Origin of the sequence: Acinetobacter sp. 12966 (assembly GCF_031196995.1) — a bacterium.
GTDB lineage: Bacteria > Pseudomonadota > Gammaproteobacteria > Pseudomonadales > Moraxellaceae > Acinetobacter > Acinetobacter geminorum.
Genome location: NZ_JAVIMC010000059.1, coordinates 195,520 through 221,288, shown reverse-complemented (window position 1 = coordinate 221,288; position 25,769 = coordinate 195,520). Strand labels below are relative to the sequence as shown.

Sequence of the window (25,769 nt, the reverse complement as noted above, 5' to 3'; positions counted from 1 at the left end):
GATATCCGCTCTTTTTTATTTGCTAAAAATTATACTAAAAGCTTCTTAGCAACTTCTCCTAAACGTTTGCCTTGAGCTTCACACAGAATCTTTTCATCCTGGCTTAAGTTTTGGTCATGACGCGGTCCACTTACATGGCTAGCCCCATAGGGTGTTCCACCTGTTTTAGTGTTAGATAACGCTGGAATTGCATTTGGTAATCCCATAATCATCATCCCATGATGAAATAACGGCGGTAGCATAGTGAGTAAAGTACTTTCTTGCCCACCATGCATTGAACCAGAAGAAGTAAAAACACAAGCAGGTTTATTATGTAATGCCCCATTGAGCCAAAGACTCGTCGTTTGATCCCAAAAATATTTCATTTCACTTGCCATATTGCCAAAACGGGTTGGCGAACCTAACGCCAAACCTGCACAATTCGCTAGATCATCTAAGGTACAGTAAATATCCCCTTCGTCAGGAATGCTTGGCTCAGCGATTGTGACGACTGGAGCAATATTTGGCACTGTCCGAATTTTCACTGACATACCCGCAGACTCAACACCATTGGCAATTAAATGAGCCATTTCTTTAGTAGAACCATATTTGCTGTAATAGAGTACAAGAATGTAAGGTTGCATCGGTTTCATAAATTTTGTTAAAAAGAACACTATACGGGATTTTTTATTTTTTTGGCGAAACCAATTTTATGAAATTCTAGCGGTGATTGATGCTGTAGCACAAAAGATAACGCGAGCAAATTTCTTGAACTCGTCGGGTAAAAGGTTTATCTACTTTTGGTAAACCCTTGCCCAGACAACAGAAAGCCTACTTTTTTGAAAAAAGTTTATGGCTACAATTCTTTCTATAGCGCATAGTAAACTTACAGAATGTCTTTCATTCTATGAGTTATTGTTTTGCTCTAATCTACTATTTGAGTATTTAAGCTCATACTTTGATAAGTTATCAATCGCCCAACATGATGATTAAAAAAATCGGGATAGACGACGCATGTTACAACGTTTTTTAAGTAAGCTTCCTTTTTATAATAAGACCTGGTTTCAGTTCGTTTTATATGTATTTAAGCGTTTTGAAGCTGATCGGTGCCGCGAACAAGCTGGGTCTCTCACTTACACAACGCTATTTGCCGTTGTGCCGATGTTAACTGTCTTTTTAGTAATTATTTCTTCCATTAAAGCGTTAGAACCCGCAAGACAACAGCTCCAACATTTAATTTATAGTAATTTTTTACCAAAGAGCACGATCGCATTTGATAAAGCGCTAAATGCTTTTACAGAAAAATCTAGCAACTTAACCGTTATTGGTGTGCTGTTTTTATTCGTCACTACAGTTTTAATGCTCACCTCGATTGAAACTGTCTTTAACCGTATTTGGCGCGTTAAAGAAACCCGTAGTGGCATTGTGGGCTTTATGCGTTACTGGACGATCATCTCCTTAGGCCCAATTATTTTAGGAAGCGCATTCGTCATTTCATCTACAGTTGCCTCAATGAATGTTCTTAGCAATAACTTTGCTGGCTATCAACTTGATGGAGCGTTCATACTCTGGTTTATTTCTTTTCTATTAACTATTGTTGGTTTTTTCATTTTGTACTGGACGATTCCAAATCGAACAGTCCCTATATATTCAGCAGGTATAGCTGCCTGCTTAAGTGCTGTACTTTTTGAAATACTCAAAAACTTTTTTAGCTTTGTAATGTCAAATTTTACTAGCTATGAACTTATCTATGGTGCATTTGCAGCAGTACCCATTTTCCTTCTATGGATCTTTCTTTCTTGGAATATTATTTTATTAGGAGTAGAAGTAAGTTTTGCTTTAACTGCATTTCATTCAGGTAAAGAGCAAAAACGGCACCCTGTTCTAATGTTATTAGATGTTCTTGAGTTATTTTATAAAAAGCAAAAACTCGGTGAAAGCGTAAGTGACAAAGAAGCTTTAGAAATTTTAGGGCGTGGAGAAATTGGTCGTTGGCCAGCTTATGTACTTTTACTTGAAGAACAAAATTTGGTTAAACGCACCGATAAAGATGAATATGTTCTAGCGCGCAATTTGTCCCAAGTTGATTTCTGGAGTTTTTTTACAGCACTTCCATACCCATTACCTTTACGTCAAGATGTTCAAAATGTACACGATGACGATGAGTGGATGGAAAAAATTGGACCAGCTCTTGTCGAGTCTAATGATTATTTAGCTGCCAAACTTTCTATTCCACTTTCAACAATTTTTGAAGAGAAATAAGACAACAGAGCCATTCAATAATATAAACATTCATTCCTAGCTAATAAAAAACCCTATTATTGAAAAATAATAGGGTTTTTTATTAGCAACTTAGAATAAGTTATGCTTTTACAAAAGTTTCCCATGAAAAATCTTGCGTTGCTCCTTTTAATGTCATTTTCAACTGATCACCTGCATGTAATGGTCCAACACCAGCAGGTGAACCTGTCATAATCACATCACCCGGTTCTAGTGAAAATACCTGATTAATATCAGTTAACAGATCACCAATAGTAAACATTAATAGTGCAGTATTTCCATCTTGACGTAATTCATCATTAATATGGAAAGTGAATTTGGTCTCTTGCCAATCTGTAATTTCGCTCAAATCGACCCAGTCTGCCAAAACACAAGCACCATCAAAAGCTTTAGCACGCTCCCATGGGTGGCCTTTACTTTTCAGATCATTCTGTAAATCACGCATTGTTAAATCAAGGCCTAAAGTCACTGCCCCAACCGCTTTTAAAGCTTTTTCAGGGTCAGTTTCACCTTTCAAAAGTTGGTCAATACGTAAAACCAATTCACACTCAAAATGACAACTGCCCCAAGCCGGATTCCAAGAAATACCGTCATTTAAACCAATCAAGCTACTAGGCGGTTTAATAAATAATATAGGCCTTTCAGGCATAGCATTATTTAATTCTTTGACATGATCGGCGTAACTTCTGCCCACGCAAACGATTTTTGAAGGACGTGTATTCATGAGGCTTCCTTTGTTGTTGCGGCTAATAATTCTAAAAATTTATTTCTTAAATGTATTTTCAAATATGGTTTGATCTGAAACCTGTGCAAAGGCACGCTTTGGTACAATAATTACAGTTTTATTCTTTAGCTCAAGCATGTAGGTCAACTTACCTTTAGCAAAAGTTTGTACATCCGCATACTGCACTACTTGCTTACGGCCATTGGCATATAGCTCAAAATAATCTTGATATAGGTCGATTCCCTGCTCACTCTTTCCAAACTGGTAACGGACAAATTGACGCTTAAATAACATGGGTAAAAGCCAGTAACGCATCAGACCTTGCATCACCAGAAAAAACACGCCTAACCCGACATAATATCGTCCAACACCAGAGAGACCTAAATAAAATCCCCAAATAATAATTGCGATACTAATCGCAGGTGTAAGAAAACGGGTAAATTGCTTTTTCCCAAATGTCACTAATGAAAATCCATCTTGTGACTCTTCTAAATTCAAATAGTAACGTAAAGATAAAGCTGTTTTTTGCTCAGTCATTGCACTGCATCAATACTCAATAAATCGAAACTATTAGAGCATATTCATTTCAGCTTTAAAATGAATCACAGGCTATTTTTTATTTTGTTTAAAAGTGGAGCTTATTTGCAATTGGAGGATCAGTCTACGTTGCATATATAGAACGTAGATTCATATTTTTTGAGCTTATTTCAGTTTTTAAAATTTCTACAATAAGAGCATCACCTTCTTAGTGGAATGTCTCATGTCTTTTTTTGCAAAATTATTTGGCTTAAAGCAAAAAGCAACAGTCTCAAAAGATGTGGTTACCCAAACCACTCAAGAGCTCCCTCTTTTCAATCAGCCAAGCTTTTTAGAATTAATTAAAAAACGTCGTTCTATTTATTCGATCGGGAAAAACTTAAAATATACTCCTTCGGAACTTGAAGGGTTAATTCAAGAGGCAGTCAAACATAGCCCTTCAGCGTTTAATTCTCAATCATCTCGTGTCGTTATTTTATTTAATCAATCTCATCAAAACTTCTGGAATATTGTTTTAGATGTATTAAAAACTATTGTTCCTGCCGGAGCACTAGCAGGAACTGAACAAAAAATTCAAAGTTTTGCAGCGGGCGCTGGTACAGTTTTATTTTTTGAAGACCAAGATGTGATTAAAGGCCTACAAGAGCAATTTGAATTGTATGCTGATAATTTCCCAGTCTGGTCTGAACACTCAACAGCAATTGCACAATTTGCTGTGTGGAACGTATTGGCTGAACAAGGTATCGGAGCTTCATTACAACATTACAATCCAATTATCGATGAGAAAATTAATGCTGCTTTTGATATTCCTGCACAATGGAAACTAAGAGCCCAATTAGTATTTGGTTCAATTGAAGGCGAAGCAGGTGAAAAAGCTTTTATTGAAGACGAAAGCCGTTTTAAAACATTTGGCTAATTTTTTTCCACTTTAAATCACTTAAGAGCTGGTTGCCATGAGCACTAGCTTTTAAATTGAAATAATAAAAAACAGGCACAAAAAAACCGCTATATAGCGGTTAATTCTTCAAGTGGTGCGCTCAGAGAGATTCGAACTCCCGACCCCTTAGTTCGTAGCCAAGTGCTCTATCCAGCTGAGCTATAAGCGCGTACTTGATGTTGCGCATTATACGCATTTTTTAAGGCTTAGGAAGCCTTTTTTCATCTTTCTGTCATCAAACGTTTAGTTCTTAGCCATCACTCTAGTTTACATAGCTTTGTAGCTAAAATTATTGAAACTTTGCTCACCAAAGATGTATCTGAAATATTTTTTTTCAAATAAGTTTTATAGAGTTTTTGAAGCTTTTTGCCATCTATCTAGAAGATAAAGGCTACCATTTTAGTCAACATTATATAAATAATATATTTCTGGTTGAACCTAACCATTATAAGACTGTTTGAAATTTAACTAAGATAATGCTTCAAATAAGTGAAAATATGATTAAAAAAATAATTAGTTAAAATCATATAATATAAAAATTATTATTATTTTTATGTCTAAATTAAATAAATTATTATTTCTTTAAATATTATTTGATAACAAAAAATGTGACTAAAAATACACATTGACAGCTTTTGATATCTAACCAATACTAAATCGCAATTATTGAGATACACATCTCATTAATTATAAAGCGCAATAAATAATACTTACTTAAAAATACAAAATTATATAGGAAATAGACCAACATGTTCTTACTAACAAATCTCGTATCTTCGATATCAAAAATTACTCAAGATTTGGGTAATATTGTATCGGTAAACACAAACGTAAACACAGGTTCCGCTGTTAATGTAAACGTTTCTGATATAAACATTTCTGATGTAAATATCTCTACATCAGGTTTACTCTCTAATGTAATTTCAACGGTAACCAACACCCTGACAACAACCACAACAGGCTTAGTTTCTGATGTGGTTGGCACTGTAACCGGTACTGTCGGTTCTACAAATCCATTAGAAACAGTAACCAATGTTGTGGGTGGTGTAACTGGTGGTATTGATCTTGGAACCTCTCCAATTGCTCCAGTGATTGACGTTGTTCAAGGTGGTATCGACATTCTTCAGGGTGTCGAAAGCCTAAAAACTGAAATCATCAACACAGGTATCGACACTGTTGCTGATACTATCATTGGTGTTCTTCCTCAAACTGAACACCCTGTTTCTGAAATTGCTGATCTTGGCACTCTAACTTTTGAAACTTCTCGCGACACTGTAAATGGCACGCTTGAAGTCATTTCCGATCTAGTGGGTGGAGACATTCAAGGCGCAACTGAGTCTGCTACTGGTGTCGTTGAAACATTAATCACTAATGGTACAACTGCGACAGGTATTGTTACTGACGTTGTCGGAAGCATTACAGATGTCGTTGGCGGTGTAACTGGTGGCGTTGATGGCAACCCGATTGAAGTAATTACTGACATCATCGGCGGTGTAACTGGTGGTGTTAGCGGTAATCCACTTGAAGTAATTACTGACATTATCGGTGGTGTAACTGGTGGTGTTGACGGTAATCCGCTTGAAGTAATTACTGACATTATCGGTGGCGTAACTGGCGGTGTTAGCGGTAATCCGCTTGAAGTTGTGACTGATATTATCGGCGGCGTAACTGGCGGTATCGGTGGCGGCACATCTCCAATCGCTCCAGTGATTGATGTCGTTCAAGGCGGTATTGATATTCTACAAGGTGTAGAGAGCCTAAAAACTGAGATCATCAATACTGGTATCGACACTGTTGCTGATACTATTACTGGTATTCTTCCACAAACTGAATATCCTGTTTCAGACCTAGCTGATCTTGGCAATTTAACTTTCGAAACTTCTCGTGATACAGTAAATGGTGCTCTTGAAACTGTTTCTGATTTAGTCGGTGGTGATATTCAAGGTGCTACTGAATCTGCTACCGGTATTCTAGGCACGCTTATTACAAATGGCACAACAGCTACTGGAATTATTAATAACATTATCGGCGGCGCAACAAGTGGTGATAGCCCACTTGGCGTGGTAACCGACATTATTGGCGGTGTTAGTGGTAACCCTCTTGAAGTCGTAACTGACATCATCGGTGGCGTAACTGGCGGTGTTGACGGCAACCCACTTGAAGTAATTACTGACATTATCGGCGGTGTAACTGGTGGTGTTGACGGTAACCCACTTGAAGTAATTACTGACATCATCGGTGGCGTAACTGGTGGTGTTGATGGTAATCCACTTGAAGTAATTACTGACATTATTGGCGGTGTAACTGGCGGTATCGGTGGTGGAACTTCTCCAATCTCTCCAGTGATTGATGTTGTTCAAGGCGGTATTGATATCCTTCAGGGTGTAGAAAGCTTAAAAACTGAAATTATCAACACTGGCATTGATACAGTTGCAGATACAATTATCAGCATTCTTCCACAAGCAGAACATCCTGTTTCTGAACTTGCAGACCTCGGCACATTAACTTTCGAAACTTCTCGTGACACAGTAAATGGCACGCTTGAAGTCATTTCTGATCTAGTGGGTGGAGACATTCAAGGTGCTACTGAATCTGCTACCGGTATTCTCGATACGCTGATTACAAATGGCACAACTGCTACTGGCTTAGTAACAGAAATCATTGGTGGATTGACAGGAACTATTGGTGGGGTTACTGGTGGAGATAGCTCACTAGGCTTAGTCACTGATTTACTTGGCGGTTTAACTGGTGGCGTAGATGGTGATAGTTCTCTTGGCTTAGTGACCGACCTTCTAGGCGGCTTAACTGGTGGCGTTACTGGCGGTACAGACAACCCTATCGGCATCGTAACAGATATCGTGGGTAGCTTAACGGGCGGTGTGACTGGTGAAGGCGGATTAGATGTTATTTCTAATTTACTAGGTGGATTAACTAGTGGTAGCTTACTCGGTGGTGTAACTTCGACAGTATCAAGCGTAACTAATACAACGCATACTATCGTACCTACATCATTACTTACCGATAACTTCTTAGAAAACTCTTTCAATACTGTTTAATAAGTCATTAAAAGAAAGCCACTAATTACAAGTGGCTTTCTTTATTAATATATCTTTAAATATTAATTCATTTCTTCCCATCTATAATATTTCTTATGCGCCAGCTCTAACATTGCATAATCATTAGGTGTATCACCATAAGCATAAATTGTAGAATACTGAGTTAAATCATATTTGTTTTTTATTCTATTTACTTTTTCTAAATAACCACAATCACCATTAATAAAATCACCCGTCAAAATACCATCACGTATTTCAAGTTGATTACATATAACGTCTAAATCTAAAGATCGGCACCAGCTTTCTAAATAAACACCTAATGATGCAGATACAACAACAACCTGATCACCTTGTTGTTTATGCCAAAGAATACGTTCCAAAGCATTTTGACGCACACAGGTAGGAAGCACCTTTTTAGCAAACTCTTGTCCCATATATTTTAGGGAATTCGCATCATAGCCTACATATCCCACCTGACAGAGTTTAGTTCGGATAGTTTTATCGGTTACCCATCCAAGCTTATAACCCGCTATATAAGGTGCAAGTCGAATACCACCTAGTATTTGAGTTTTTTTATTTAAAGAAAATTTAAGGAATAGACTGAATGTATCGTTATGAGTGATCGTGCCATCAAAATCAAATAAAGCTAGATTCATTTATGATTATCTCTAATATAATTAAAAAGTTATAAATTTAGATTTTTTTAAAATTACTAAAAAACAAGCACAAAAAAACCGCTATAAAAGCGGTTAATTCTTCAAGTTGGTGCGCTCAGAGAGATTCGAACTCCCGACCCCTTAGTTCGTAGCCAAGTGCTCTATCCAGCTGAGCTATGAGCGCGTAACTTGTGTGCCTTTCAGCAATTCGTTCTATTTTACTTGGTGCGCTCAGAGAGATTCGAACTCCCGACCCCTTAGTTCGTAGCCAAGTGCTCTATCCAGCTGAGCTATGAGCGCATTAAGTAAATGGCGGTGAGAGAGGGATTCGAACCCTCGATACCAGTAATAGGTATGCTTCCTTAGCAGGGAAGTGATTTCAGCCACTCATCCACCTCACCGGAACGAGCCGCCATAATACAAACTAAAACCCTATTGTTCAAGTCATCATAGTGAAATTTTCTTGTTTTTTAGTTCAATGAATTATTTTTTAAGCAATTTTCTCATTATTTTCGTCTTTTTTGATCAAACGCTTGTTAAGATAGATATTATTTCTTCATCAAAATACTGTAGTGCATAACACATTATTGCAAACCTAAACGTGCAGTTCGGGTCTGCATGACTTATGCTAAACTTATCTGCCAAGCGTGAAACCAAACGACATGACAAAAAACTGGGCTGACCCCGAAGCGAAAGCTGAAGCTGAACGTTATGACAATCCTATTCCGAGCCGTACTCTTATTTTAGATACATTGGAACAATTGCAGACACCGCAATCTCATGCAGAACTTGTAGATCATTTTAATATTCATGACCAAAAAAGTATTGAAGCTCTAAGTCACCGCTTAAGTGCCATGGTTCGTGACGGTCAAATCATGAAAGACGGGTTTAAATTTCAGTTGGTGGCAGATCAACCAACCTATGAAGCAACTGTTTATATCAATAGTAAAGGTTTAGGTACGGCACATATTGATGATCAAACTGATCTTTTACTTCCTGAACGTGAATTACGTTTAGTATTTAATGGTGACCGAGTTAGAGTGCGCCAGACTTCGGTTGACCGTAAAGGTAAACCTTGGGGCTTTATCACAGAAGTTTTACAACATCGTGTTAAACAATTAATTGGTAAATTGTCGGTTCACGATGGCGAATATTTTATTCAACCCAACAATCCAAATCAGCACCAACCTATTCCTTTAGAAAAAGAACTCGTAACACACGCTAAAGCAAATGTTGGCGATATGCTACGTGTCGCAATAGACAGCTATCCAACTCGTGAAGAGTTTGCAACGGCGCATATTATTCAATCTATGGCCGACAAAGCCGATACAGAAATTATTATTCCACAAACCATTCTTGAATTTGGTTTGCCATATGAGTTTCCAGATCAGGTCTTAAAAGAAGCTGAAAGTTTTAAAGAACCATCCGCTCAAGATCGTGAAGGCCGCATTGATTTACGAGATTTAGCATTAGTTACGATCGATGGTGAAGATGCTCGAGATTTTGACGATGCTGTTTATGCAGAAAAACGTCCAGGGGGCGGTTATCGTGTAGTTGTCGCAATTGCTGATGTTAGCCATTATGTACGCTTAGACTCAGCCCTCAATGAGGAAGCTGAGGAACGTGGTACTTCGGTATACTTCCCGCACTTTGTATTACCAATGCTACCAGAAGCTTTGTCAAACGGCTTGTGTTCTCTGAACCCTCATGTAGACCGTTTATGTATGGTCTGCGACTTGAAACTCTCTCGTACAGGCCGTGTAACTGGTTACGATTTTTATCCGTCGGTTATGCATTCAAAAGCACGTTTGACCTATACACAGGTAGCCCAATATTTTGACGGCGCAACAGATGCGATTCCAAAAGATCGTGATGTTCATAAATCTTTAAATACGCTTTTCCAACTTTATCAGATTTTGAAAAATTTACGTGCCGACCGTCATGCAATGGAATTTGAAACCATTGAAACCTACATGACTTTTGATGAGCTAGGCGGGATTAAAGAGATTTTGCCACGTACACGTAATGAAGCCCATAAGCTCATTGAAGAATGCATGTTACTTGCTAACGTTGCTGCGGCTGAATATGCATTAGAACATGATGTTCCAATGTTATATCGCGTGCATGAAGCTCCTGAATTCTCACGTATTCAGAAAGTAAAAGACTTTGTTAAATTATTGGGTTTACCCTTCCCCGACCAACCAACTCAAGCAGACTATCAAAGAGTAATTGAAGCAACTAAAGATCGTATTGATGCACCGAGTATTCATGCCGTCTTATTACGCTCAATGATGCAAGCTTATTATGGCGCAAAAAATGCAGGGCACTATGGTTTGGCCTATGAAGCTTATACGCATTTCACTTCACCAATCCGTCGTTACCCAGACTTATTGTTACACCGCGCCATTAAAGCACATTTGAAACAAAAGCCTTATCCACTCTCTGGTGCGGCACTAGATGATGCAGGTGAACATTTCTCTCAAACCGAGCGCCGTGCTGATGAAGCATCTCGCAGCGTAACGACTTGGTTGAAATGTCACTACATGCAACAGCATCTAGGTGATGAATTTATTGGCATTGTAAGTGCGGTGACCGAATTTGGTTTATTCGTGACACTGAAAGATCTATATGTCGATGGCATGATTCATATTAGCCAACTCGGCGATGACTTCTTTATTTATGACCAAGCGAGCCAAAATCTAGTAGGTCAAAATCGTGGACAAGTCTTTGGTTTGGGTGATGAAGTTAAAATTCAGGTTGCTGGTGTCAATCTGGAAGAACGTAAAATTGACTTCCAGCTCATTAAGCAAGTTACCCATGCAGGCCGAGTAGTTCGTAGCCGTGCGCCGCGTACGACTAAAACTACTACGCAGGCGACTGAAGAAGTTTTCAGTAAACCAACTGTCAGTAGTGATGGTGAGCGACCTGTTCACAAAAAGAAAGAAAAAAGTAAGCCAAGTTCTTATACCAAGAAATCCGGTAAGAAAACTTCAGCAAAAGCCGAGACTAAATCAGAAAAGGTGAAGAAAAAATCTAAGCCTAAAAAGAAAAAGTCGAATGCAAAATCAAAGGCCGAATAGTTAAAAATAATTATCACAATTAAGAAATAAGTCTCCAATAGGAGGCTTATTTCTTTTTAAAAGGGTTATTTTACACATTAAGCTTGATTTCCGACTTGAGAGGACCTACATCTAATACCATGTTTAAAAAATAATGTGGCTATTAGCAATGACTTTACAGCAAGCGACTTTACCAACTCCGCGTTTTGATCAAATTGAACTAGAAAATTTAAAACAAGACATCCAACAAGCGATTCAAGCAGGTCAGGAATTTTTAAATACTCTTACAGCTGCGCCTACAGATACAGCTCAGCAACTTGCCGTACTTGAGCAAGTCGATACACTTGAAAATAATCTAAGTGAATCATGGGGCGTTTTATCGCATTTAAACGCTGTAATGAGCAATACAGAAACTAGAGAAGTCTATCAATCGTTATTACCAGCATTAAGTGAATATTACACTCAGCTTGGTCAACACACGGCGCTTTATCAAACTTATCAACACATCCATGATGGTCAAAGTTATACGTCTCTTAGCCCAGCCCAACAAAGTGCTATTCGTCTAGCTTTACGTGACTTTAAACTTTCAGGTGTAGCTTTAGAGGGTGAAGAGAAAAAACGTTATGCAGAGATTTCTGCGCGTCTTTCACAGCTTTCTTCTGATTTTTCAAACCACGTACTTGATGCAACACAAGCTTATTTTAAGCCACTTATCGAAGATCAGTTAAAAGGTCTTCCAGAAAGTAATATTGAGTTATTAAAACAGTATGGCAAACAACGTGAACTTGACCAAGCTGTCGCAACCCTAGATTTCCCAGCATATTTTGCAATCATGACTTATGCAGATGACCGTGAATTGCGTGAAGAGCTTTATAAAGCTTATGTGACGCGTGCATCTGATGAGTCTGAACAAACTGAGTTTGATAACAGCAAAATTATGGAAGAAATTTTGAGCCTTCGTCAGGAAATGGCAAAACTACTTGGTTTCAATAACTATGCTGAATATTCTCTTGCAAGCAAAATGGCACCAGACGTAAAAACAGTACATGAGTTTTTGGTTGACCTAGCAGAGCATGCGCGTGCTCCTGCGCTTCAAGAAGTTGCAGAACTTCAAGAAATTGCCAAACAAGATGGTGTTGATGATCTTAAACCTTGGGATACAACTTACTATTCTGAAAAGCTGAAACAGCAACAATTTAATTTATCTCAAGAAGCATTAAAACCTTATTTCCCTGCACCTAAAGTTATTCAGGGATTATTCCAGATTGTGCAGCGTCTATACGGCATTAACATTATTGAAAGACAAGCACCTGTCTGGCATCCAGATGCACGTTATTTTGAATTAGAAGACCAAGGTCAAGTGATTGGTGGCTTCTTCTTTGACATCTATGCACGTATAGGTAAACGTGGTGGCGCATGGATGAACGGCTTCCGCTCGCGCATGCAGACTCTTCATGGTTTACAAAAACCAATTTGCTATATGGTGTGTAATTTTACTCCTCCAGTAGGTGACCAACCTGCTTTATTGACTCATGACGAAGTGATTACTTTGTTCCATGAATTCGGACATGGTTTACATCATATGTTGACCGAAGTAGATAATATCTCGGTTGCAGGAACGCATGGGGTAGCTTGGGATGCAGTAGAACTACCAAGCCAGTTTATGGAATTCTGGTCATGGGATAAAGAAAGTCTAGATGTATTAAGTGAACACATCGATAGTAAACAGACTTTGCCACAAGAATTACTAGATGCTTTATTAAATGCTCGATTCTTCCAATCTGGTATGCAAACTTTACGTCAGCTTGAATTTGCATTGTTTGACTTAACCATTCATACCAAAACGCCTGCCCTGAACAGTGAGCAAATTCAGCAAACGTTAAACGACATTCGTAAGCAGTATGCAGTCGTTCCTACTGTCGACTACAACCGTTTCCAACATAGTTTTAGTCATATTTTTGCTGGTGGTTATGCTGCAGGTTATTACTCTTACAAATGGGCAGAAGTCTTAGCAAGTGATGCATTTGATCGTTTTGAAAATGAAGGTATTTTTAATACTCAAACGGGTAAAGAATTCCGTCAGGCAATTCTAGCTGTGGGAGGAAAAGACACTGCACTTGAGGCATTTGTTAATTTCCGTGGACGCGAGCCTAAAATTGACGCGTTGTTACGTCATCAAGGTTGGACGAATGACAACAAAACCGCTTAAACTATGGGCCTAAATTGATCGTGTGGTTAGGGTGATAAAGATGAAAAAACGTTTCATTGCTGGGGCAAAATGTCCAAAATGTGAAGCCATGGATCGAATTGTCATGCTAACCACCGCAGAAGACGAATGGATTGAATGTATCGAATGCGGTTATAGCGAAAATCGTCCGACTCATGTTGATGAGCCTGAAACGCCTGCTGAACCAGATGAAATTGGGGTGATACAGTTCAAGCCGCGTCGTCACGACTAAAGGTCTTAAATATGCCACTACAAAGAAAACAAAACTCAAAATTATTATGGATTTTAATTGGGGGCTTAAGCATTCTCGTAGTGCTTTTTTTTGCAGCGCAATGGTTTTTTAAAAAAACTGAGTCGTCAGCACCACTGGTTGATCCACAACCTGTCTCGACATCCGCTCCTGCTAAACCAGTTGACCCATTACCAAGTTCTGAACCCTTAGCTGAAAATGCAAGCTCTCAGCAACTTGTCAGTGAAAATGTGCTTAAAGAGCCTATCCCTGCACAAGAGTCTTTAGCAAAAGAAGAAGTATCTAAACTTGAAGATATTCATCGCCAGCTAAAAGATCAGGAAGCAACCTTAAAAGCTCAGCATGCTGATGCTGATCAATTAACTAAACTCAAAGAAGAACAAATTAAATTGCTCGAAGCTCAGCTTAAACAGCAATAGTTTTTCAATAGAATCTAAAAAAGCTGAAGCTATCCATCTTTAGCTTTCTAATGTTAAGAAGAAAATTAGATTTTTATCGAATGCAGAATACTCATATTGTATCATTCAAAAAAACACCCTCTTAAAGAGGGTGTTTTTTAATCAATATATTTACTTCAAATCATTAGATTAGTGATACCAACCGAATAATTTAAAGAAGTAAGGTGCATAAGCAATGATAAGCATTGCAGGCACCATTACAATTAGTGGAAGTACCCATCGCTCGAAGCGGTAGAAGAACGATTTATGGCGAACTTCTGCATCTGCTTCAGATACCTCATCGTCGCCAATTGCTTGCCTAGCTAATAAATGGTTTAGAGCAACGGGCGGAGTAATATAACCAAGTTCAAAACCAATTAAAGCAATCATCCAAAAATGTACGGGATCGATTCCGTATTTGTATGCTACTGGTGCTACGGTCGCTGAAATTAAAATAACGGCACCAAATGGATCCATAATCATACCGACAAATATCATCAGAACTACAATCAGAGAAATCACAACAAATAGACTACTAATATCCGTTGGGAAGGCCTCCATGATTTCAATTCTTTCTAAGAATCCACCAACACTTACAGATAATGCCATAAGGATAACTAATGCACCAATATGTCCTACAGTTTCACTGGTTGCTATATGTAAAGCTGATCGGAAAGAGACCCTTCGTTCAGGATTACGTGGATCATCAACAGGTTTGACTGCCGGAATAGGCTGTGAACCATCTGATGGAACCGTATAGACATTTAAGGTACTGTCCCAATGCCCTACTGGAGCTAATGGAGCAGGTTCTTTACGTAATTTATCGAATAACACCATTAATAATAAAATCACAGGCATCATTACTGGTGCAGTGAACTCATTCAAATCTGTTGCTAAAGCATGCTTGTAAAACAACCAAATTAAAATAAAAATTACAATATATGGAGATACAGGAACAAAAGCACGTAAAGATTTTGGGAAAGCGATTTTTACTGGCGCGATACGGAATTTTTGCTCAGCAAAAAATAAAGAAACTATCAAGAATAAAGTTGATGATAATAAGAATGTATATACCCCATAGTGATATAACATATCTGTTGTGACTTCTTTATTCAAAGATGCAACAACAACTATCAGCAAGCATGGTCGTAACACAACACCCAAAGAACCAGACATAGCTGTGGCTGCCAATGCAAATTGACGGCGACCACCTGCATTCCAGACTTCTTTATAAATAATTGCACCCGCTGCAATAACGAAAATACCTGAAGCTCCTGTATAAGCTGTTGGTAATGCGGCAGCAATTAGAATTAACCAAGTTAGTGTTTCTGGAGCAAGATTCCAAGGTCGAAGGATATTTAAAAATAAATCAACAATGCGTGTCTGTTTAAGTAACATCCCGGCCCAAATAAACAGAGCCAGATTTAAGAATATACTTGAAAACTCAACTAACTGGCCAAGGTAAATCCCCTGCCCCATTGGGTAATCCATAAAGAAAGTAAATGCGACACCAGTGATAATCGCCATATAGGCATAGAGCGGTACGCTTAAGAAAGCAAGCCCAAGATTTCCCCCTTCTTTCGTCGGAGTTGGAGATTTAATCAACTGGAATAAACTGATTAATGTCAAAGTCGCAAATAAAGTAATCCATAACCAATAAATCACTTGCATTTCAATTGCTACGGGCACCCCCGAACCAGTTACCGAATGATATTGGCTAATCGTTGATGATGTTAAAAGACCATTGGCAAATAACATTGCGATTGAATAAACACGAAAATCTATTCTAGTGGCAGGACTGCGTAAACCAATATGATGTGTCTTTAATGTAGCCGTTATTGCCGCTAATACAACCATCACAACTAAAAGCATTGCTCTATTTTCAGTACCAAATTTAAAGAGACCAAAAAAAGAGGTTTCTATCGTTCGATACGTACGGATACTTGGATGCGCATCCATATAAGTGATCGCTTTATCATAGAACTGATATTTTTCATCACATTGTTGCTGCGCTGCGAGTAGTGATGCACGGACATCACTTTCCGATGCCGCACCAAAGAAACTCGCGAAATCATCAGACGCGTTCGCTTTCATTTGTTCTTTTACTTGAGCCTCGATATTTGGATGTCGATCACAAGTTGGCTTTTCAGGCTCAGCACGCAAAAAAGAATATTGCATACCTGTAGCAGGGTCGCCATAAAGACGTTCCCCGATACGTAATAATTGTCCGTGGATCATTTCCCCGGTACCAATAATTAGCGTCATTAATAGCAAAATGAGGATGACGAATGTTGAGATCCATTCGTTCCAGATGTAACCTAGCAGACCTAATCCAGATCTTTTTTCTTGATGTTCTTGCATAAATATTCCAATTTTGTTCTCTCAAATCCCTAAAAAAATAAGGATTTGAGTCATGCAATTTTTCTTGGTCAGGGGTTAAATCCATCCCCCTTCTACCAATCCCTTTATTCAACGATCAAATTTGCATCAAACTTTGTTAATAAAGAATGACTAAAATTTCTTTTTTAACAGTTTGTATTGTCAATGTTTCTTTTTTAATCTCTGGAAAATCCAATAACATCCTCCAAAGATTGCTCCACCAATTGCCCCATATAGATGAGCTTCAGTTAAAACTGGACTCCCTATTAGTTGAGCAGTCCCTGTTTGCCCAAAAGTATTTTCCCATATGAGTTTGGCAATAATTAACCCTAAAACCAGCAAAGCAAAATTTCGCTCTTTACGATATTGCAGATAGACCAAAGCAACCGCTGTATATAGTCCATGTAAGACACCAGACAGACCTGCGTAAGCTTCGATATAAGGTAAATAAAAGTAGAACACCAAACTAATAAAGGGTGGCAACAGCAAAAGTAGACTTAGAAGATGCCATGCTTTTGTATGTGGAAAAATAAAGGGTAAACAAGCGAATGCCATCATATTTAAAAGGAAATGAACCCATCCAACGTGTACCCAATGTGCAGTCCACAAACGCCAGAATTCGCCAAGTAAACTTTCGCGCCAATAAATAAAAGTATCAGGAAACACCTGTAAACATGCAGATATGGAAATGCACACTGCGACCAAAAGCACTTTACTATTCAGTACATGATCCTTCATGGCACACTCCTTGAAATTAAACTTCTTACAATTATTGTAGAACTTAACAATAGACTCGCAAGAAGTTAGTCTTTCAAATATTCTTACTGCGCTGCTGGTGAAGCAGATGAATCCGCAGGAACCTCAGAAGCGGCTCCCCCATCAAACAACTCATCTAGCTCTGCTGCACCTTCATTTTTATCATCCCAGAAATGAGACATACCATTATCTCCGGTACGTACACCAGTATGCTCAGTCCAGTACCGGTCAGAGATACCACGTACAATAAGACCAGCCATACTATCGATTAACTTAAAGTTCGGATTGACAGGTTTGTCATCAGCTTGTGATGCTGCATAGGTTCTTAAGGCATCACGGATTTTTGCATCATCACCGCTTGCTTGAGCAGCCACAGCATATAAGGCATGAGATAGGCGAACACCTTTTTTCTCAGCAATCTGAATTGACTGTTTTAAAGTTTGGTATGGATCAGGTTTCCCTTCATCAGCACCTGGCAATAAAGTCCAGATAACAGCACGCGTTGCGTTAGGTGCGCCCCAGAATTTTTCATTATCTAGACAAACCATGCCACGCTCTACAATAGCAGCGATATCTTTAGGAACATTGACTGCACCGCCTGAGTTAATATCGTTGGTCACAGCCTGAAGACCACTGATCATGCCAAGTAAATAAACAGTTTGATCAGTATCATTACGCATCGTTGGGCAAGAATCACCTAAGTGATATTTATATTTAGATTCCCAACGATCAGCAAATAACTTATAACCCGTATATTGACGTTCAGCAGCAATTGCTGCCCAACGCTTTTGTGCAATACGTGCATCTTGAGCTTCTGTTACTTGACCAGCTTTTGATGCGCGCAAATAACGTAATTCTGCTTCTAAAGCCTGATTTTCCGCACATACGCCTGATGCTGCATACATTAATACTGCAACACGTGTCGGATCTGCACCCATCCCTTTAGTAGACATGATTGCAGGTGTTAACGCACTACCAGTATTACATACCATTTCAGCATCTTGCATTGCCAAAATAGGTGGAACGACGTGCTTTTCCGTAAAACCTAGAGCAACATTTGCTCCGGTTTTCACGACGTATGAACAACCTGATAAAACTGAAGCTGCAAGAAAACTCACCGCCAAACCTTGGCTTATTTTTTGGACTTTAGACATCTTCCTGTCCTCTATGTAATTTGTTTTTTCCTTTTCAGATGTACATTAGCAGATGCATATCTTGAATAAAAGAGTAATTACTCTAATTGTAGCGCTTATACTTTGACACACTTCACAGCAGATAAAATTGACAGTTTTTCGAGGAAACAGAAATTTTAGGCAAAAAAAAGTAGCATTGCGACGGTTCAGCACATGCTACTTATTAACTGGGATAAGCTTTTAACGGCTTATATTATTTTTGTTCTATATAATCCTTAAGTAAAGTTCCTGCTCTTCCTACTACTACAGCCATAACAACTGTAATTAACAGAAACATCCACATTGAAATCTCCATGAGAGACCTCCTTACTACAATCGCACCCAGTTATAAACTGGACACTTGATGAAATTAATCGATTAACCAATTTTAATAATTGACTGATCGACGACCTTGCATCCTCTGTCTCTTAACCTTGTTAAAATTAACTTTGTTAAGATGTTCCCTGAGTAAAGTTCCTGCTCTTCCTATCACCACTGCCAGAATTATGGCAATGACCAAGAACGACCATGTTGGCATCTCCATTTTGAGACCTCCGACACACTTTACGTTGGTGTTTGTACTTTAACCGATCAAATAGTTACCCATAGGTGAAATTGTCAGACAATTGTCTTTCCTTGGCTTTTTTCTATATTTTAATTAGACAATCCGAAGTTTAATAAAGAAAATAATTATTAAGCTTTTGTTTTTTATAATTTTTAAATAAATATACAATTGTAGAATTGTCTAACAATTAATAGAGTTTTTCTAGAACTTTTAATCTTTTCCACTGCTGAATGGGAAGCTGATCGAACCATACAATAGCTATATTCTTAGGAGTCTCTTCAAGATAAATAACTACAAATAACTGATAATCAATTATTTTAGTAATTTCCGCACGGTAAATTTCTTTTTTTGAGAAATATGCAACCGACCATAATTTTTGATCTAAATATTCAATTTGAGATATTTGTGCTTGCTTTAAAAAGAAAATAAAACCAATAAATAGAAGAATGACAGCACATAGCCACCATATCGGCGTTAATAACTGATAAAGCAAGATTGCTAAACCAAAACCAACAAAAAGCTGAAATATTACCGAGATACGGCTATATTTCAGCTCAAAATTTAATTCTTTTATCAAAACATTTTAGCCATGTACATACTGTTTTAGTTTATAAATAAATTCACGTAACTCAGTACGTGGAGGTTCAGAAACTTCCATGAACCAATCTAATAAATCTGGATCTTCTTGATCGACTAACTCTGCAAATAATGCTTTTTCTGCTGGATCAGCTTTTAAATAATAGTTTTTTACATACGGGTCAAAATAGACGTCAATTTCTTTTAAGCCGCGGCGTGCTCGATAAATTACTTTACGTTCTTCCAAGGTCATTTCGTCAGACATTTACGTCCCCATCTGTGTTGATAGTGCGCCTAGTTTACCTGATCACATCCTAAAGATCGCTAAAAATATCAAATTGACCAAATTTATCATCTTATCCGCATAATTGAGCATTCATCACATTGTTAGGCATAAAATGCTTACGTATGTTTAGGGCATAACATCACACCTGAACCAAGGAAGAAATACAAATGCAATCTGGTGCCATCCGTCCTATTCCAAATATGTTACCAAGACAATTATTCAATGAAGAACACGAAGCCTTCCGTGAGACAGTGCGTAAATTCTATGAAAAGGAAGTCGTTCCCAATATAGAGAAATATGAAAAACAGCAACATGTTGACCGAGATCTTTGGAATAAAGCTGGAGAATTAGGTCTTCTTTGCACCACAATGCCAGAGGAATATGGTGGCTCTGGGGTAGATCGCCTATACAGTATGATTCTTATTGAAGAACAAGCGTATGCGATGGACTCAAGTACTGGTTTTTCTCTACATTCCGATATTGTTGCTAATTACGTTAATAATTTTGGTAATGAAGAGCAAAAACAAAAATGGTTACCCAAAATGGCAACTGGAGAAGTTGTTACTGCTATTGCAATGACGGAACCAGGCACTGGTTCAGATTTACAAGCGGTAAGAACCACTGCCGTACTTGATGGTGATGAATATGTCATTAATGGTTCCAAAATTTTTATTACAAATGGCTACTTATGCGACATGGCCGTAGTCGTTTGTAAGACTGGTAATAGTGAGAAAGGTTCGGCGAACTTATCCCTAATTATTGTAGAAGCAGATCGTGCTGGTTTTAGTAAAGGTAAACCTCTAAACAAAATTGGTATGAAAGGCCAAGATACCTGCGAATTATTCTTTGATAACGTTCGCGTTCCTAAAGAAAACCTTTTAGGCATGGAAGGTATGGGCTTTATCATGCTCATGAAAGAATTAGCATGGGAACGAATGTTAGTTGCTATCATTTGTCAGGCAGGTGCTGAAGCAGCATTTGCACATACCGTTCAATATACAAAAGATCGTAAGGCGTTTGGTAAACCTATTGGTGCATTTCAAAATACGCGCTTTAAACTTGCGGAACTCAGAACAGAAATCGATTTCTGTCGTACTTATTTAGATCGTTGTATGGAATTACAACTTGAAGAAAAATTGAGTGTCGAAGCTGCAGCTGCTGCTAAATATAAAATTTCTGATATGTTCTCAAAGATTGTAGATGAATGTCTTCAGTTGCATGGGGGTTATGGCTATATGCTTGAATATCCAATTGCACGTGCATACATTGATCATCGAGCAAATCGAATTTATGCAGGTACAAATGAAATCATGAAAGAATTAATTTCAAGAACACTTTAATACCTTCATAAGAAAAGGGGCATTACGCCCCTTTTCTTATTTCATACAACTTAAGATACTAATTTTGGTTTACGCTCATTCGCATCAGAACGCTTATGAAAATGAAGAATGCCATCTTCAAATTTTGCATTTTTCAGAGACTTTCTATCTTCCAAATAGTTATTAGTCACCTGCCATGGAGCACGCTTACCTTGTTTAGGAAGTTCATGTGCTGCGCGGTTAATATAACCTGAAGATAGTTTACCCATTACAGTATCTTCTTCCATTACAGTCTTATCACCCGATGGAATCACTTCATCATAACTATTTTTGTCCATATAGTTTAATAAGCGACAAATATATTCGGCAGCGATATCTACTTTGAGTGTCCATGAGGCATTCACATAGCCAATAATCATAGCCATATTCGGTACATCACTTAGCATTATGCCGTTATACAGCATATGTTCAGATGAGTTGATTGGTTTCCCATCAAGAGTCGCCTGAACTCCGCCCATAATCTGAACTTGTAGTCCTGTTGCAGAAACAACGATATCAGCATCAAGATGTTTGCCAGATTTAAGTAAAATACCTTTTTCAGTAAATTTCTCGATCTGATCAGTTTCTACGCTCGCTTTGCCTTCACGTAAAATCTTAAACAAGTCACCATCTGGCACTACACATAAACGCTGATCCCAAGGATTGTATGAAGGCGTAAAATGCTTCATATCAACCTTACCTTTAAGCTGCACTTCAATTGCTTTTAAAAGTAAACGACGTACAGTTTTAGGATGTTTCTGAGACAGCGCATAAATAGCGCGCTGCATACCAATGTTGCGAGCACGGGTAAATTTATAAGCTGCCTCTTCAGACATAAATTTACGCGTTTTTTCATAGATAAAATCGATAGAAGGAACACTAGCAATATAGGTTGGTGAACGCTGCAACATGGTCACATGACCTGCTCCACCTTTAGCCATTGCTGGTACTAAAGTAATCGCTGTTGCACCACTACCAATAATAACCACTTTTTTGCCTGTGTAATCTAAGTTTTCAGGCCAATGCTGTGGGTGAATAAGCTGCCCTTTAAATGCTTCTTGATTTGGGAAAGAAGGCGCATAGCCCTGATCATAATTATAGTAACCTGTACAACCGACCACAAAGTTAGCAATCCAAGTCTGCTGTTTTTTATTGCTATCTTCGACTACAACCTGCCATTTTTTTGAAGCCGAATCATAATTAGCAGAAAGTACACGATGACCAAAATGAATTTTTTCTTTTAATTTATATTCATCAATTACTTCACCTAAATATCCTTTAATAGATGCACCATCAGCTAATACATTCGCTTTACACCATGGTTTAAAATTGAAACCAAAAGTAGACATATCTGAATCTGAACGGATACCAGGATAACGGAAAAGATCCCATGTTCCACCAAAAGACTCTCGACGTTCTAAAATCTCGAATTGTCGTTGTGGTGAATTTTTTGATAAATGGGCAGCGACTCCTATTCCTGAAATACCTGCGCCAATGATTAAAATATCAACTTGCTTTTCCATTTTATTTTTATACCCATTGTTGAGAATATAAGTTTATTAAAACACAATTTTGACAATACACAATGTCAAGTTTGACCGTTTATCTACTTTTTTATGTCACTTGAGGACATTTTTATAATTTATTTTGTGAGTAGAAATAAAAAAGACCGGTATAAAACCGGTCTTTTTTGAATAAAATCAATTATTCAGCTGAAGTGTTTACTTCACGATCTACAAGCTCAACGTAAGCCATCGGTGCTGCATCACCAGCACGGAAGCCCGCTTTAAGAACACGTAGATAACCGCCGTTACGTTCTTTGTAACGAGGGCCGAGTACGGTAAATAATTTACCAACAGTTGCAGCATTACGAGTACGAGCAAATGCTAAACGACGATTTGCTACAGTATCGTTTTTTGCTAGAGTGATTAAAGGCTCAGCAACACGACGTAATTCTTTAGCTTTAGGCACAGTTGTTTTGATCAACTCGTGTTCAAATAAAGAATTAGCCAAGTTTTGGAACATCGCTTTACGATGGCTGCTTGTACGGCCTAATTTCACACCACTATTACGATGACGCATGGTGATAGTCCTACTTAATTAACGGCTACGATAGGCAAAACGGTCGTCCATACGAAGACTAGCTGGTGGCCAGTTTTCAAGACGCATACCGAGTTGTAAGCCTTTCGACGCCAAAACATCTTTGATCTCTGTTAACGATTTTTTACCAAGGTTAGGAGTTTTTAACAACTCAACTTCAGTACGTTGAACAAGATCACCAATGTAGTAAATATTTTCTGCTTTCAAACAGTTAGCAGAACGAACAGTAAGCTCTAGATCATCTACTGGGCGAAGCAAGATTGGGTCAACTTCTTCACGAGGCTCTTGAGCAACTGGAGTTTGGTCTTTCTGAAGATCAACAAAAATTGCAATTTGTTGTTGCAAGATTGTTGCCGCTTTACGGATTGCTTCTTCAGGATCAACCGTTCCATTTGTTTCGAGGTCGATTACCAGTTTATCTAAGTCGGTACGTTGTTCTACACGCGCATTTTCAACGGTGTAAGAAACACGCTTAATTGGGCTATAAGAAGCATCTAATTGCAAACGACCAACAGGACGTGTTTCGCCTTCAGGGAAACGAGAATCAGATGTTTCATAACCACGACCTTGAGCAACTTTCAAGCGCATTTTTAATGAGCCTGAAGCACTTAAAGTACCGATTAAATGTTCTGGGTTAACCACTTCAACATTATGAGGTAAACGAAGGTCAGCAGCAGTAATATCGCCAGGACCTTGTTTCTCTAATGTTAAATATGCTTCATTTTGATCGAACAGCTTAATAGACAATCCTTTTAGGTTCAGCAAGAGCTCGACGATGTCCTGCTGCAAGCCTTCTAAAGTACTGTACTCGTGCTCGACACCTTCTATCTCAACTTCAACCACAGCAGCGCCAGGTAAAGAAGACAATAGAATGCGACGTAAAGCATTACCTAGAGTGTGGCCAAAACCACGCTCTAAAGGTTCTAGAATCACTTTTGCCGAGGTCCCGCTTACCGCTTCGACCTTGATCGCTTGCGGAGTTAGAAACTCGTTTGCAGTACGCGTCATTATTGCTACCTCAAGGATTATTTAGAATACAATTCTACAATCAAGCTTTCGTTGATTTCAGCAGGTAAATCAGAACGATCTGGTGCAGCTTTAAACGTACCTTCAAGCTTAGAATGATCAACTTCGATCCAAGCTGGAATACCACGTTGTGCAGCTAACTCAATCGCGTTTTTAATACGCAATTGTTGTTTAGCACCTTCGTGAACCGCAATTACATCACCAGCTTTAACTTGAATAGATGCGATGTTTACACGACGACCATTCAAAGTAATGCTACGGTGACTTACTAACTGACGAGCTTCTGCACGTGTAGAACCAAAACCCATGCGATAAACAACGTTATCAAGACGGCTTTCAAGCAATTTCAACAAGTTCTCACCTGTTGCGCCTTTAACACGAGCTGCTTCTTTATAGTAGTTACTAAATTGACGTTCTAACACACCGTAAATACGACGGACTTTTTGTTTTTCACGTAATTGTAGTGAATACTCAGATTGCTTACCACCGCGTGCCTGACCATGTTGACCAGGTGCTTTGTTAGCTTTTTTAGTTTTGACGTCAAATGGTTTAACGCCAGATTTAAGTTGCAGGTCTGTCCCTTCGCGGCGAGAGAGTTTGCATTTTGGACCAATATAACGAGCCATGAATGTTTCTCCTTACACGCGACGTTTTTTAGGTGGACGGCAACCGTTGTGAGGAATTGGAGTCACATCGGTAATGCTGTTAATCTTATAACCCACTGCGCCTAATGCACGAACCGCAGACTCACGACCTGGACCAGGACCTTTTACAAGGACATCCAGATTTTTCAAACCGTAATCTAAAGCTGCTTTACCAGCAACTTCAGCAGCTACCTGAGCAGCAAACGGAGTTGATTTACGTGAACCACGGAAGCCTTGTCCACCTGAGGTGGCCCAAGCCAATGCATTACCTTGACGATCAGTAATCGTAACAATGGTGTTATTAAAAGACGCGTGAATGTGTGCAACACCTTCAGAGACGGTACGAGTGACCTTCTTGCGTGTGCGAGTATCTTTAGCCATCTTTTAGCTTCCAGAAATCTTACTTTTTAATCGGTTTGCGCGGACCTTTACGGGTACGTGCGTTAGTTTTGGTGCGTTGACCACGGACAGGCAAGCTGCGACGATGGCGAAGGCCGCGGTAGCAACCCAAATCCATTAAACGTTTAATGTTCATGGAAATTTCGCGACGTAAGTCACCTTCGGTAGGAACCTTAGCAACTTCTGCACGAATCGCATCAAGCTGAGCATCGTCCAACTCACGGATCTTAGTAGTTTCAGTAATACCAACTGTAGCTAAGATATTCTTAGCAGTGTGGCGACCGATACCAAAGATGTAAGTGAGGGAGATAACAGCATGCTTGTTATCCGGAATGTTTACACCGGCAATACGAGCCATTCACTTTC

At 38.7% G+C, this 25,769-nt stretch carries 24 protein-coding genes and 4 tRNA genes; 8 read left to right on the top strand and 20 right to left on the bottom strand.

The features are described from left to right. Window positions 1-29: 29 nt before the first annotated feature. Complete coding sequence (wrbA, locus tag RFW85_RS09700) at window positions 30-632, bottom strand: NAD(P)H:quinone oxidoreductase (RefSeq protein ID WP_171545335.1); 603 nt, start codon at window positions 630-632, stop codon at window positions 30-32. 361 nt (window positions 633-993) lie between these two features. Here wrbA and RFW85_RS09695 point away from each other — a divergent pair, with 361 nt between their 5' ends. Further along, complete coding sequence (locus RFW85_RS09695; protein WP_130172988.1) at window positions 994-2,241, top strand: YihY family inner membrane protein; 1,248 nt, start codon at window positions 994-996, stop codon at window positions 2,239-2,241. Window positions 2,242-2,341: 100 nt separating this feature from the next. Here the strand turns inward: RFW85_RS09695 and RFW85_RS09690 are convergent, their stop codons facing one another. Then, on the bottom strand, window positions 2,342-2,983 hold the full coding sequence (locus RFW85_RS09690) for a fumarylacetoacetate hydrolase family protein (protein ID WP_309171487.1): 642 nt from the start codon (window positions 2,981-2,983) through the stop codon (window positions 2,342-2,344). A 39-nt stretch (window positions 2,984-3,022) separates the two neighbouring features. Continuing rightward, window positions 3,023-3,520, bottom strand: coding sequence for a YcxB family protein (locus tag RFW85_RS09685; RefSeq protein WP_086399105.1), 498 nt, complete (start codon window positions 3,518-3,520; stop codon window positions 3,023-3,025). Window positions 3,521-3,743: 223 nt separating this feature from the next. Here RFW85_RS09685 and RFW85_RS09680 point away from each other — a divergent pair, with 223 nt between their 5' ends. Continuing rightward, window positions 3,744-4,436 (top strand): nitroreductase family protein, encoded by a 693-nt coding sequence (locus RFW85_RS09680; protein ID WP_309171486.1) that lies wholly within the window; start codon window positions 3,744-3,746, stop codon window positions 4,434-4,436. A 113-nt stretch (window positions 4,437-4,549) separates the two neighbouring features. Here RFW85_RS09680 and RFW85_RS09675 read toward each other — a convergent pair. Together RFW85_RS09675 and RFW85_RS09670 are read right to left on the bottom strand one after the other, a co-directional pair. Then, a tRNA-Arg gene (locus RFW85_RS09675) sits at window positions 4,550-4,626 on the bottom strand. Window positions 4,627-4,714: 88 nt separating this feature from the next. After that, window positions 4,715-4,834: a hypothetical protein gene (locus tag RFW85_RS09670; RefSeq protein ID WP_228130857.1), complete on the bottom strand. Its 120-nt coding sequence runs from the start codon at window positions 4,832-4,834 to the stop codon at window positions 4,715-4,717. 372 nt (window positions 4,835-5,206) lie between these two features. Between RFW85_RS09670 and RFW85_RS09665 the strand changes: the two genes are divergently transcribed. Beyond that, a complete protein-coding gene (locus tag RFW85_RS09665; RefSeq protein ID WP_309171485.1) occupies window positions 5,207-7,513 on the top strand; it encodes a hypothetical protein in 2,307 nt (768 codons plus the stop codon). A 62-nt stretch (window positions 7,514-7,575) separates the two neighbouring features. On the opposite strand, the gene RFW85_RS09660 is transcribed toward RFW85_RS09665, so the two are convergent. The 4 genes from RFW85_RS09660 to RFW85_RS09645 form a co-directional block, all read right to left on the bottom strand. After that, entirely contained in the window at window positions 7,576-8,169 is a 594-nt protein-coding gene (locus tag RFW85_RS09660; protein WP_309171484.1) for an HAD-IB family hydrolase, read from the bottom strand. A gap of 107 nt (window positions 8,170-8,276) precedes the next feature. Further along, window positions 8,277-8,353, bottom strand: a tRNA-Arg gene (locus RFW85_RS09655). Window positions 8,354-8,392: 39 nt separating this feature from the next. Further along, window positions 8,393-8,469: transfer RNA gene (locus RFW85_RS09650), tRNA-Arg, on the bottom strand. A gap of 10 nt (window positions 8,470-8,479) precedes the next feature. Then, window positions 8,480-8,570, bottom strand: a tRNA-Ser gene (locus RFW85_RS09645). Window positions 8,571-8,831: 261 nt separating this feature from the next. On the opposite strand from RFW85_RS09645, the gene rnr reads away from it, so the two are divergent. The 4 genes from rnr (at window position 8,832) to RFW85_RS09625 (ending at window position 14,124) form a co-directional block, all read left to right on the top strand. Continuing rightward, a complete protein-coding gene (gene rnr / locus RFW85_RS09640) occupies window positions 8,832-11,249 on the top strand; it encodes a ribonuclease R (RefSeq protein WP_309171483.1) in 2,418 nt (805 codons plus the stop codon). A gap of 133 nt (window positions 11,250-11,382) precedes the next feature. Then, window positions 11,383-13,437 carry a M3 family metallopeptidase gene (locus tag RFW85_RS09635; RefSeq protein ID WP_309171482.1) on the top strand — a complete coding sequence of 685 codons (2,055 nt, stop codon included), beginning with the start codon at window positions 11,383-11,385 and terminating at the stop codon, window positions 13,435-13,437. A 40-nt stretch (window positions 13,438-13,477) separates the two neighbouring features. Further along, on the top strand, window positions 13,478-13,687 hold the full coding sequence (locus RFW85_RS09630; RefSeq protein ID WP_170249787.1) for a YheV family putative zinc ribbon protein: 210 nt from the start codon (window positions 13,478-13,480) through the stop codon (window positions 13,685-13,687). 11 nt (window positions 13,688-13,698) lie between these two features. Then, window positions 13,699-14,124 carry a hypothetical protein gene (locus RFW85_RS09625; protein WP_309171481.1) on the top strand — a complete coding sequence of 142 codons (426 nt, stop codon included), beginning with the start codon at window positions 13,699-13,701 and terminating at the stop codon, window positions 14,122-14,124. A 168-nt stretch (window positions 14,125-14,292) separates the two neighbouring features. Here the strand turns inward: RFW85_RS09625 and RFW85_RS09620 are convergent, their stop codons facing one another. The 5 genes from RFW85_RS09620 to RFW85_RS09600 form a co-directional block, all read right to left on the bottom strand. After that, entirely contained in the window at window positions 14,293-16,503 is a 2,211-nt protein-coding gene (locus RFW85_RS09620) for a TRAP transporter large permease subunit (RefSeq protein WP_309171480.1), read from the bottom strand. Window positions 16,504-16,683: 180 nt separating this feature from the next. Next, window positions 16,684-17,259 (bottom strand): rhombosortase, encoded by a 576-nt coding sequence (gene rrtA, locus RFW85_RS09615; protein ID WP_005067290.1) that lies wholly within the window; start codon window positions 17,257-17,259, stop codon window positions 16,684-16,686. An 83-nt stretch (window positions 17,260-17,342) separates the two neighbouring features. Further along, window positions 17,343-18,431, bottom strand: coding sequence for a hypothetical protein (locus RFW85_RS09610; protein WP_086265778.1), 1,089 nt, complete (start codon window positions 18,429-18,431; stop codon window positions 17,343-17,345). A gap of 770 nt (window positions 18,432-19,201) precedes the next feature. Next, a complete protein-coding gene (locus tag RFW85_RS09605) occupies window positions 19,202-19,591 on the bottom strand; it encodes a hypothetical protein (protein ID WP_309171479.1) in 390 nt (129 codons plus the stop codon). A gap of 6 nt (window positions 19,592-19,597) precedes the next feature. Further along, window positions 19,598-19,855: a succinate dehydrogenase assembly factor 2 gene (locus RFW85_RS09600; protein WP_002117064.1), complete on the bottom strand. Its 258-nt coding sequence runs from the start codon at window positions 19,853-19,855 to the stop codon at window positions 19,598-19,600. Window positions 19,856-20,043: 188 nt separating this feature from the next. Between RFW85_RS09600 and RFW85_RS09595 the strand changes: the two genes are divergently transcribed. Next, window positions 20,044-21,216 (top strand): acyl-CoA dehydrogenase family protein, encoded by a 1,173-nt coding sequence (locus tag RFW85_RS09595; protein ID WP_170249094.1) that lies wholly within the window; start codon window positions 20,044-20,046, stop codon window positions 21,214-21,216. 50 nt (window positions 21,217-21,266) lie between these two features. On the opposite strand, the gene RFW85_RS09590 is transcribed toward RFW85_RS09595, so the two are convergent. The 6 genes from RFW85_RS09590 to rpsM all read right to left on the bottom strand — a co-directional run bounded on the left by RFW85_RS09590 (window position 21,267) and on the right by rpsM (window position 25,761). After that, window positions 21,267-22,757 carry an NAD(P)/FAD-dependent oxidoreductase gene (locus RFW85_RS09590; RefSeq protein ID WP_309171478.1) on the bottom strand — a complete coding sequence of 497 codons (1,491 nt, stop codon included), beginning with the start codon at window positions 22,755-22,757 and terminating at the stop codon, window positions 21,267-21,269. Window positions 22,758-22,938: 181 nt separating this feature from the next. Beyond that, window positions 22,939-23,316, bottom strand: a complete 378-nt coding sequence (gene rplQ, locus RFW85_RS09585; protein WP_002049717.1) for a 50S ribosomal protein L17 — start codon at window positions 23,314-23,316, stop codon at window positions 22,939-22,941. A gap of 18 nt (window positions 23,317-23,334) precedes the next feature. After that, window positions 23,335-24,342 (bottom strand): DNA-directed RNA polymerase subunit alpha, encoded by a 1,008-nt coding sequence (locus tag RFW85_RS09580; RefSeq protein ID WP_002116730.1) that lies wholly within the window; start codon window positions 24,340-24,342, stop codon window positions 23,335-23,337. Between the two features lie 17 nt (window positions 24,343-24,359). After that, window positions 24,360-24,986, bottom strand: a complete 627-nt coding sequence (gene rpsD / locus RFW85_RS09575) for a 30S ribosomal protein S4 (RefSeq protein ID WP_000135204.1) — start codon at window positions 24,984-24,986, stop codon at window positions 24,360-24,362. A 12-nt stretch (window positions 24,987-24,998) separates the two neighbouring features. Beyond that, on the bottom strand, window positions 24,999-25,385 hold the full coding sequence (gene rpsK, locus RFW85_RS09570; RefSeq protein ID WP_001040166.1) for a 30S ribosomal protein S11: 387 nt from the start codon (window positions 25,383-25,385) through the stop codon (window positions 24,999-25,001). A 19-nt stretch (window positions 25,386-25,404) separates the two neighbouring features. Next, window positions 25,405-25,761: a 30S ribosomal protein S13 gene (gene rpsM / locus RFW85_RS09565; RefSeq protein ID WP_000090816.1), complete on the bottom strand. Its 357-nt coding sequence runs from the start codon at window positions 25,759-25,761 to the stop codon at window positions 25,405-25,407. Between the last annotated feature and the right edge of the window lie 8 nt (window positions 25,762-25,769).

Coding starts and splice junctions, on each gene's coding strand:
- rrtA (WP_005067290.1), bottom strand. CDS start 17,259: ATGAAGGATCATGTACTGAATAGTAAAGTGCTTTTGGTCGCAGTGTGC.
- RFW85_RS09580 (WP_002116730.1), bottom strand. CDS start 24,342: ATGACGCGTACTGCAAACGAGTTTCTAACTCCGCAAGCGATCAAGGTC.
- RFW85_RS09610 (WP_086265778.1), bottom strand. CDS start 18,431: ATGTCTAAAGTCCAAAAAATAAGCCAAGGTTTGGCGGTGAGTTTTCTT.
- RFW85_RS09635 (WP_309171482.1), top strand. CDS start 11,383: ATGTGGCTATTAGCAATGACTTTACAGCAAGCGACTTTACCAACTCCG.
- RFW85_RS09620 (WP_309171480.1), bottom strand. CDS start 16,503: ATGCAAGAACATCAAGAAAAAAGATCTGGATTAGGTCTGCTAGGTTAC.
- rpsM (WP_000090816.1), bottom strand. CDS start 25,761: ATGGCTCGTATTGCCGGTGTAAACATTCCGGATAACAAGCATGCTGTT.
- rpsD (WP_000135204.1), bottom strand. CDS start 24,986: ATGGCTCGTTATATTGGTCCAAAATGCAAACTCTCTCGCCGCGAAGGG.
- wrbA (WP_171545335.1), bottom strand. CDS start 632: ATGAAACCGATGCAACCTTACATTCTTGTACTCTATTACAGCAAATAT.
- rplQ (WP_002049717.1), bottom strand. CDS start 23,316: ATGCGTCATCGTAATAGTGGTGTGAAATTAGGCCGTACAAGCAGCCAT.
- RFW85_RS09665 (WP_309171485.1), top strand. CDS start 5,207: ATGTTCTTACTAACAAATCTCGTATCTTCGATATCAAAAATTACTCAA.
- RFW85_RS09695 (WP_130172988.1), top strand. CDS start 994: ATGTTACAACGTTTTTTAAGTAAGCTTCCTTTTTATAATAAGACCTGG.
- RFW85_RS09590 (WP_309171478.1), bottom strand. CDS start 22,757: ATGGAAAAGCAAGTTGATATTTTAATCATTGGCGCAGGTATTTCAGGA.
- RFW85_RS09625 (WP_309171481.1), top strand. CDS start 13,699: ATGCCACTACAAAGAAAACAAAACTCAAAATTATTATGGATTTTAATT.
- rnr (WP_309171483.1), top strand. CDS start 8,832: ATGACAAAAAACTGGGCTGACCCCGAAGCGAAAGCTGAAGCTGAACGT.
- RFW85_RS09595 (WP_170249094.1), top strand. CDS start 20,044: ATGCAATCTGGTGCCATCCGTCCTATTCCAAATATGTTACCAAGACAA.
- RFW85_RS09660 (WP_309171484.1), bottom strand. CDS start 8,169: ATGAATCTAGCTTTATTTGATTTTGATGGCACGATCACTCATAACGAT.
- RFW85_RS09600 (WP_002117064.1), bottom strand. CDS start 19,855: ATGTCTGACGAAATGACCTTGGAAGAACGTAAAGTAATTTATCGAGCA.
- RFW85_RS09680 (WP_309171486.1), top strand. CDS start 3,744: ATGTCTTTTTTTGCAAAATTATTTGGCTTAAAGCAAAAAGCAACAGTC.
- RFW85_RS09630 (WP_170249787.1), top strand. CDS start 13,478: ATGAAAAAACGTTTCATTGCTGGGGCAAAATGTCCAAAATGTGAAGCC.
- RFW85_RS09690 (WP_309171487.1), bottom strand. CDS start 2,983: ATGAATACACGTCCTTCAAAAATCGTTTGCGTGGGCAGAAGTTACGCC.
- RFW85_RS09685 (WP_086399105.1), bottom strand. CDS start 3,520: ATGACTGAGCAAAAAACAGCTTTATCTTTACGTTACTATTTGAATTTA.
- rpsK (WP_001040166.1), bottom strand. CDS start 25,385: ATGGCTAAAGATACTCGCACACGCAAGAAGGTCACTCGTACCGTCTCT.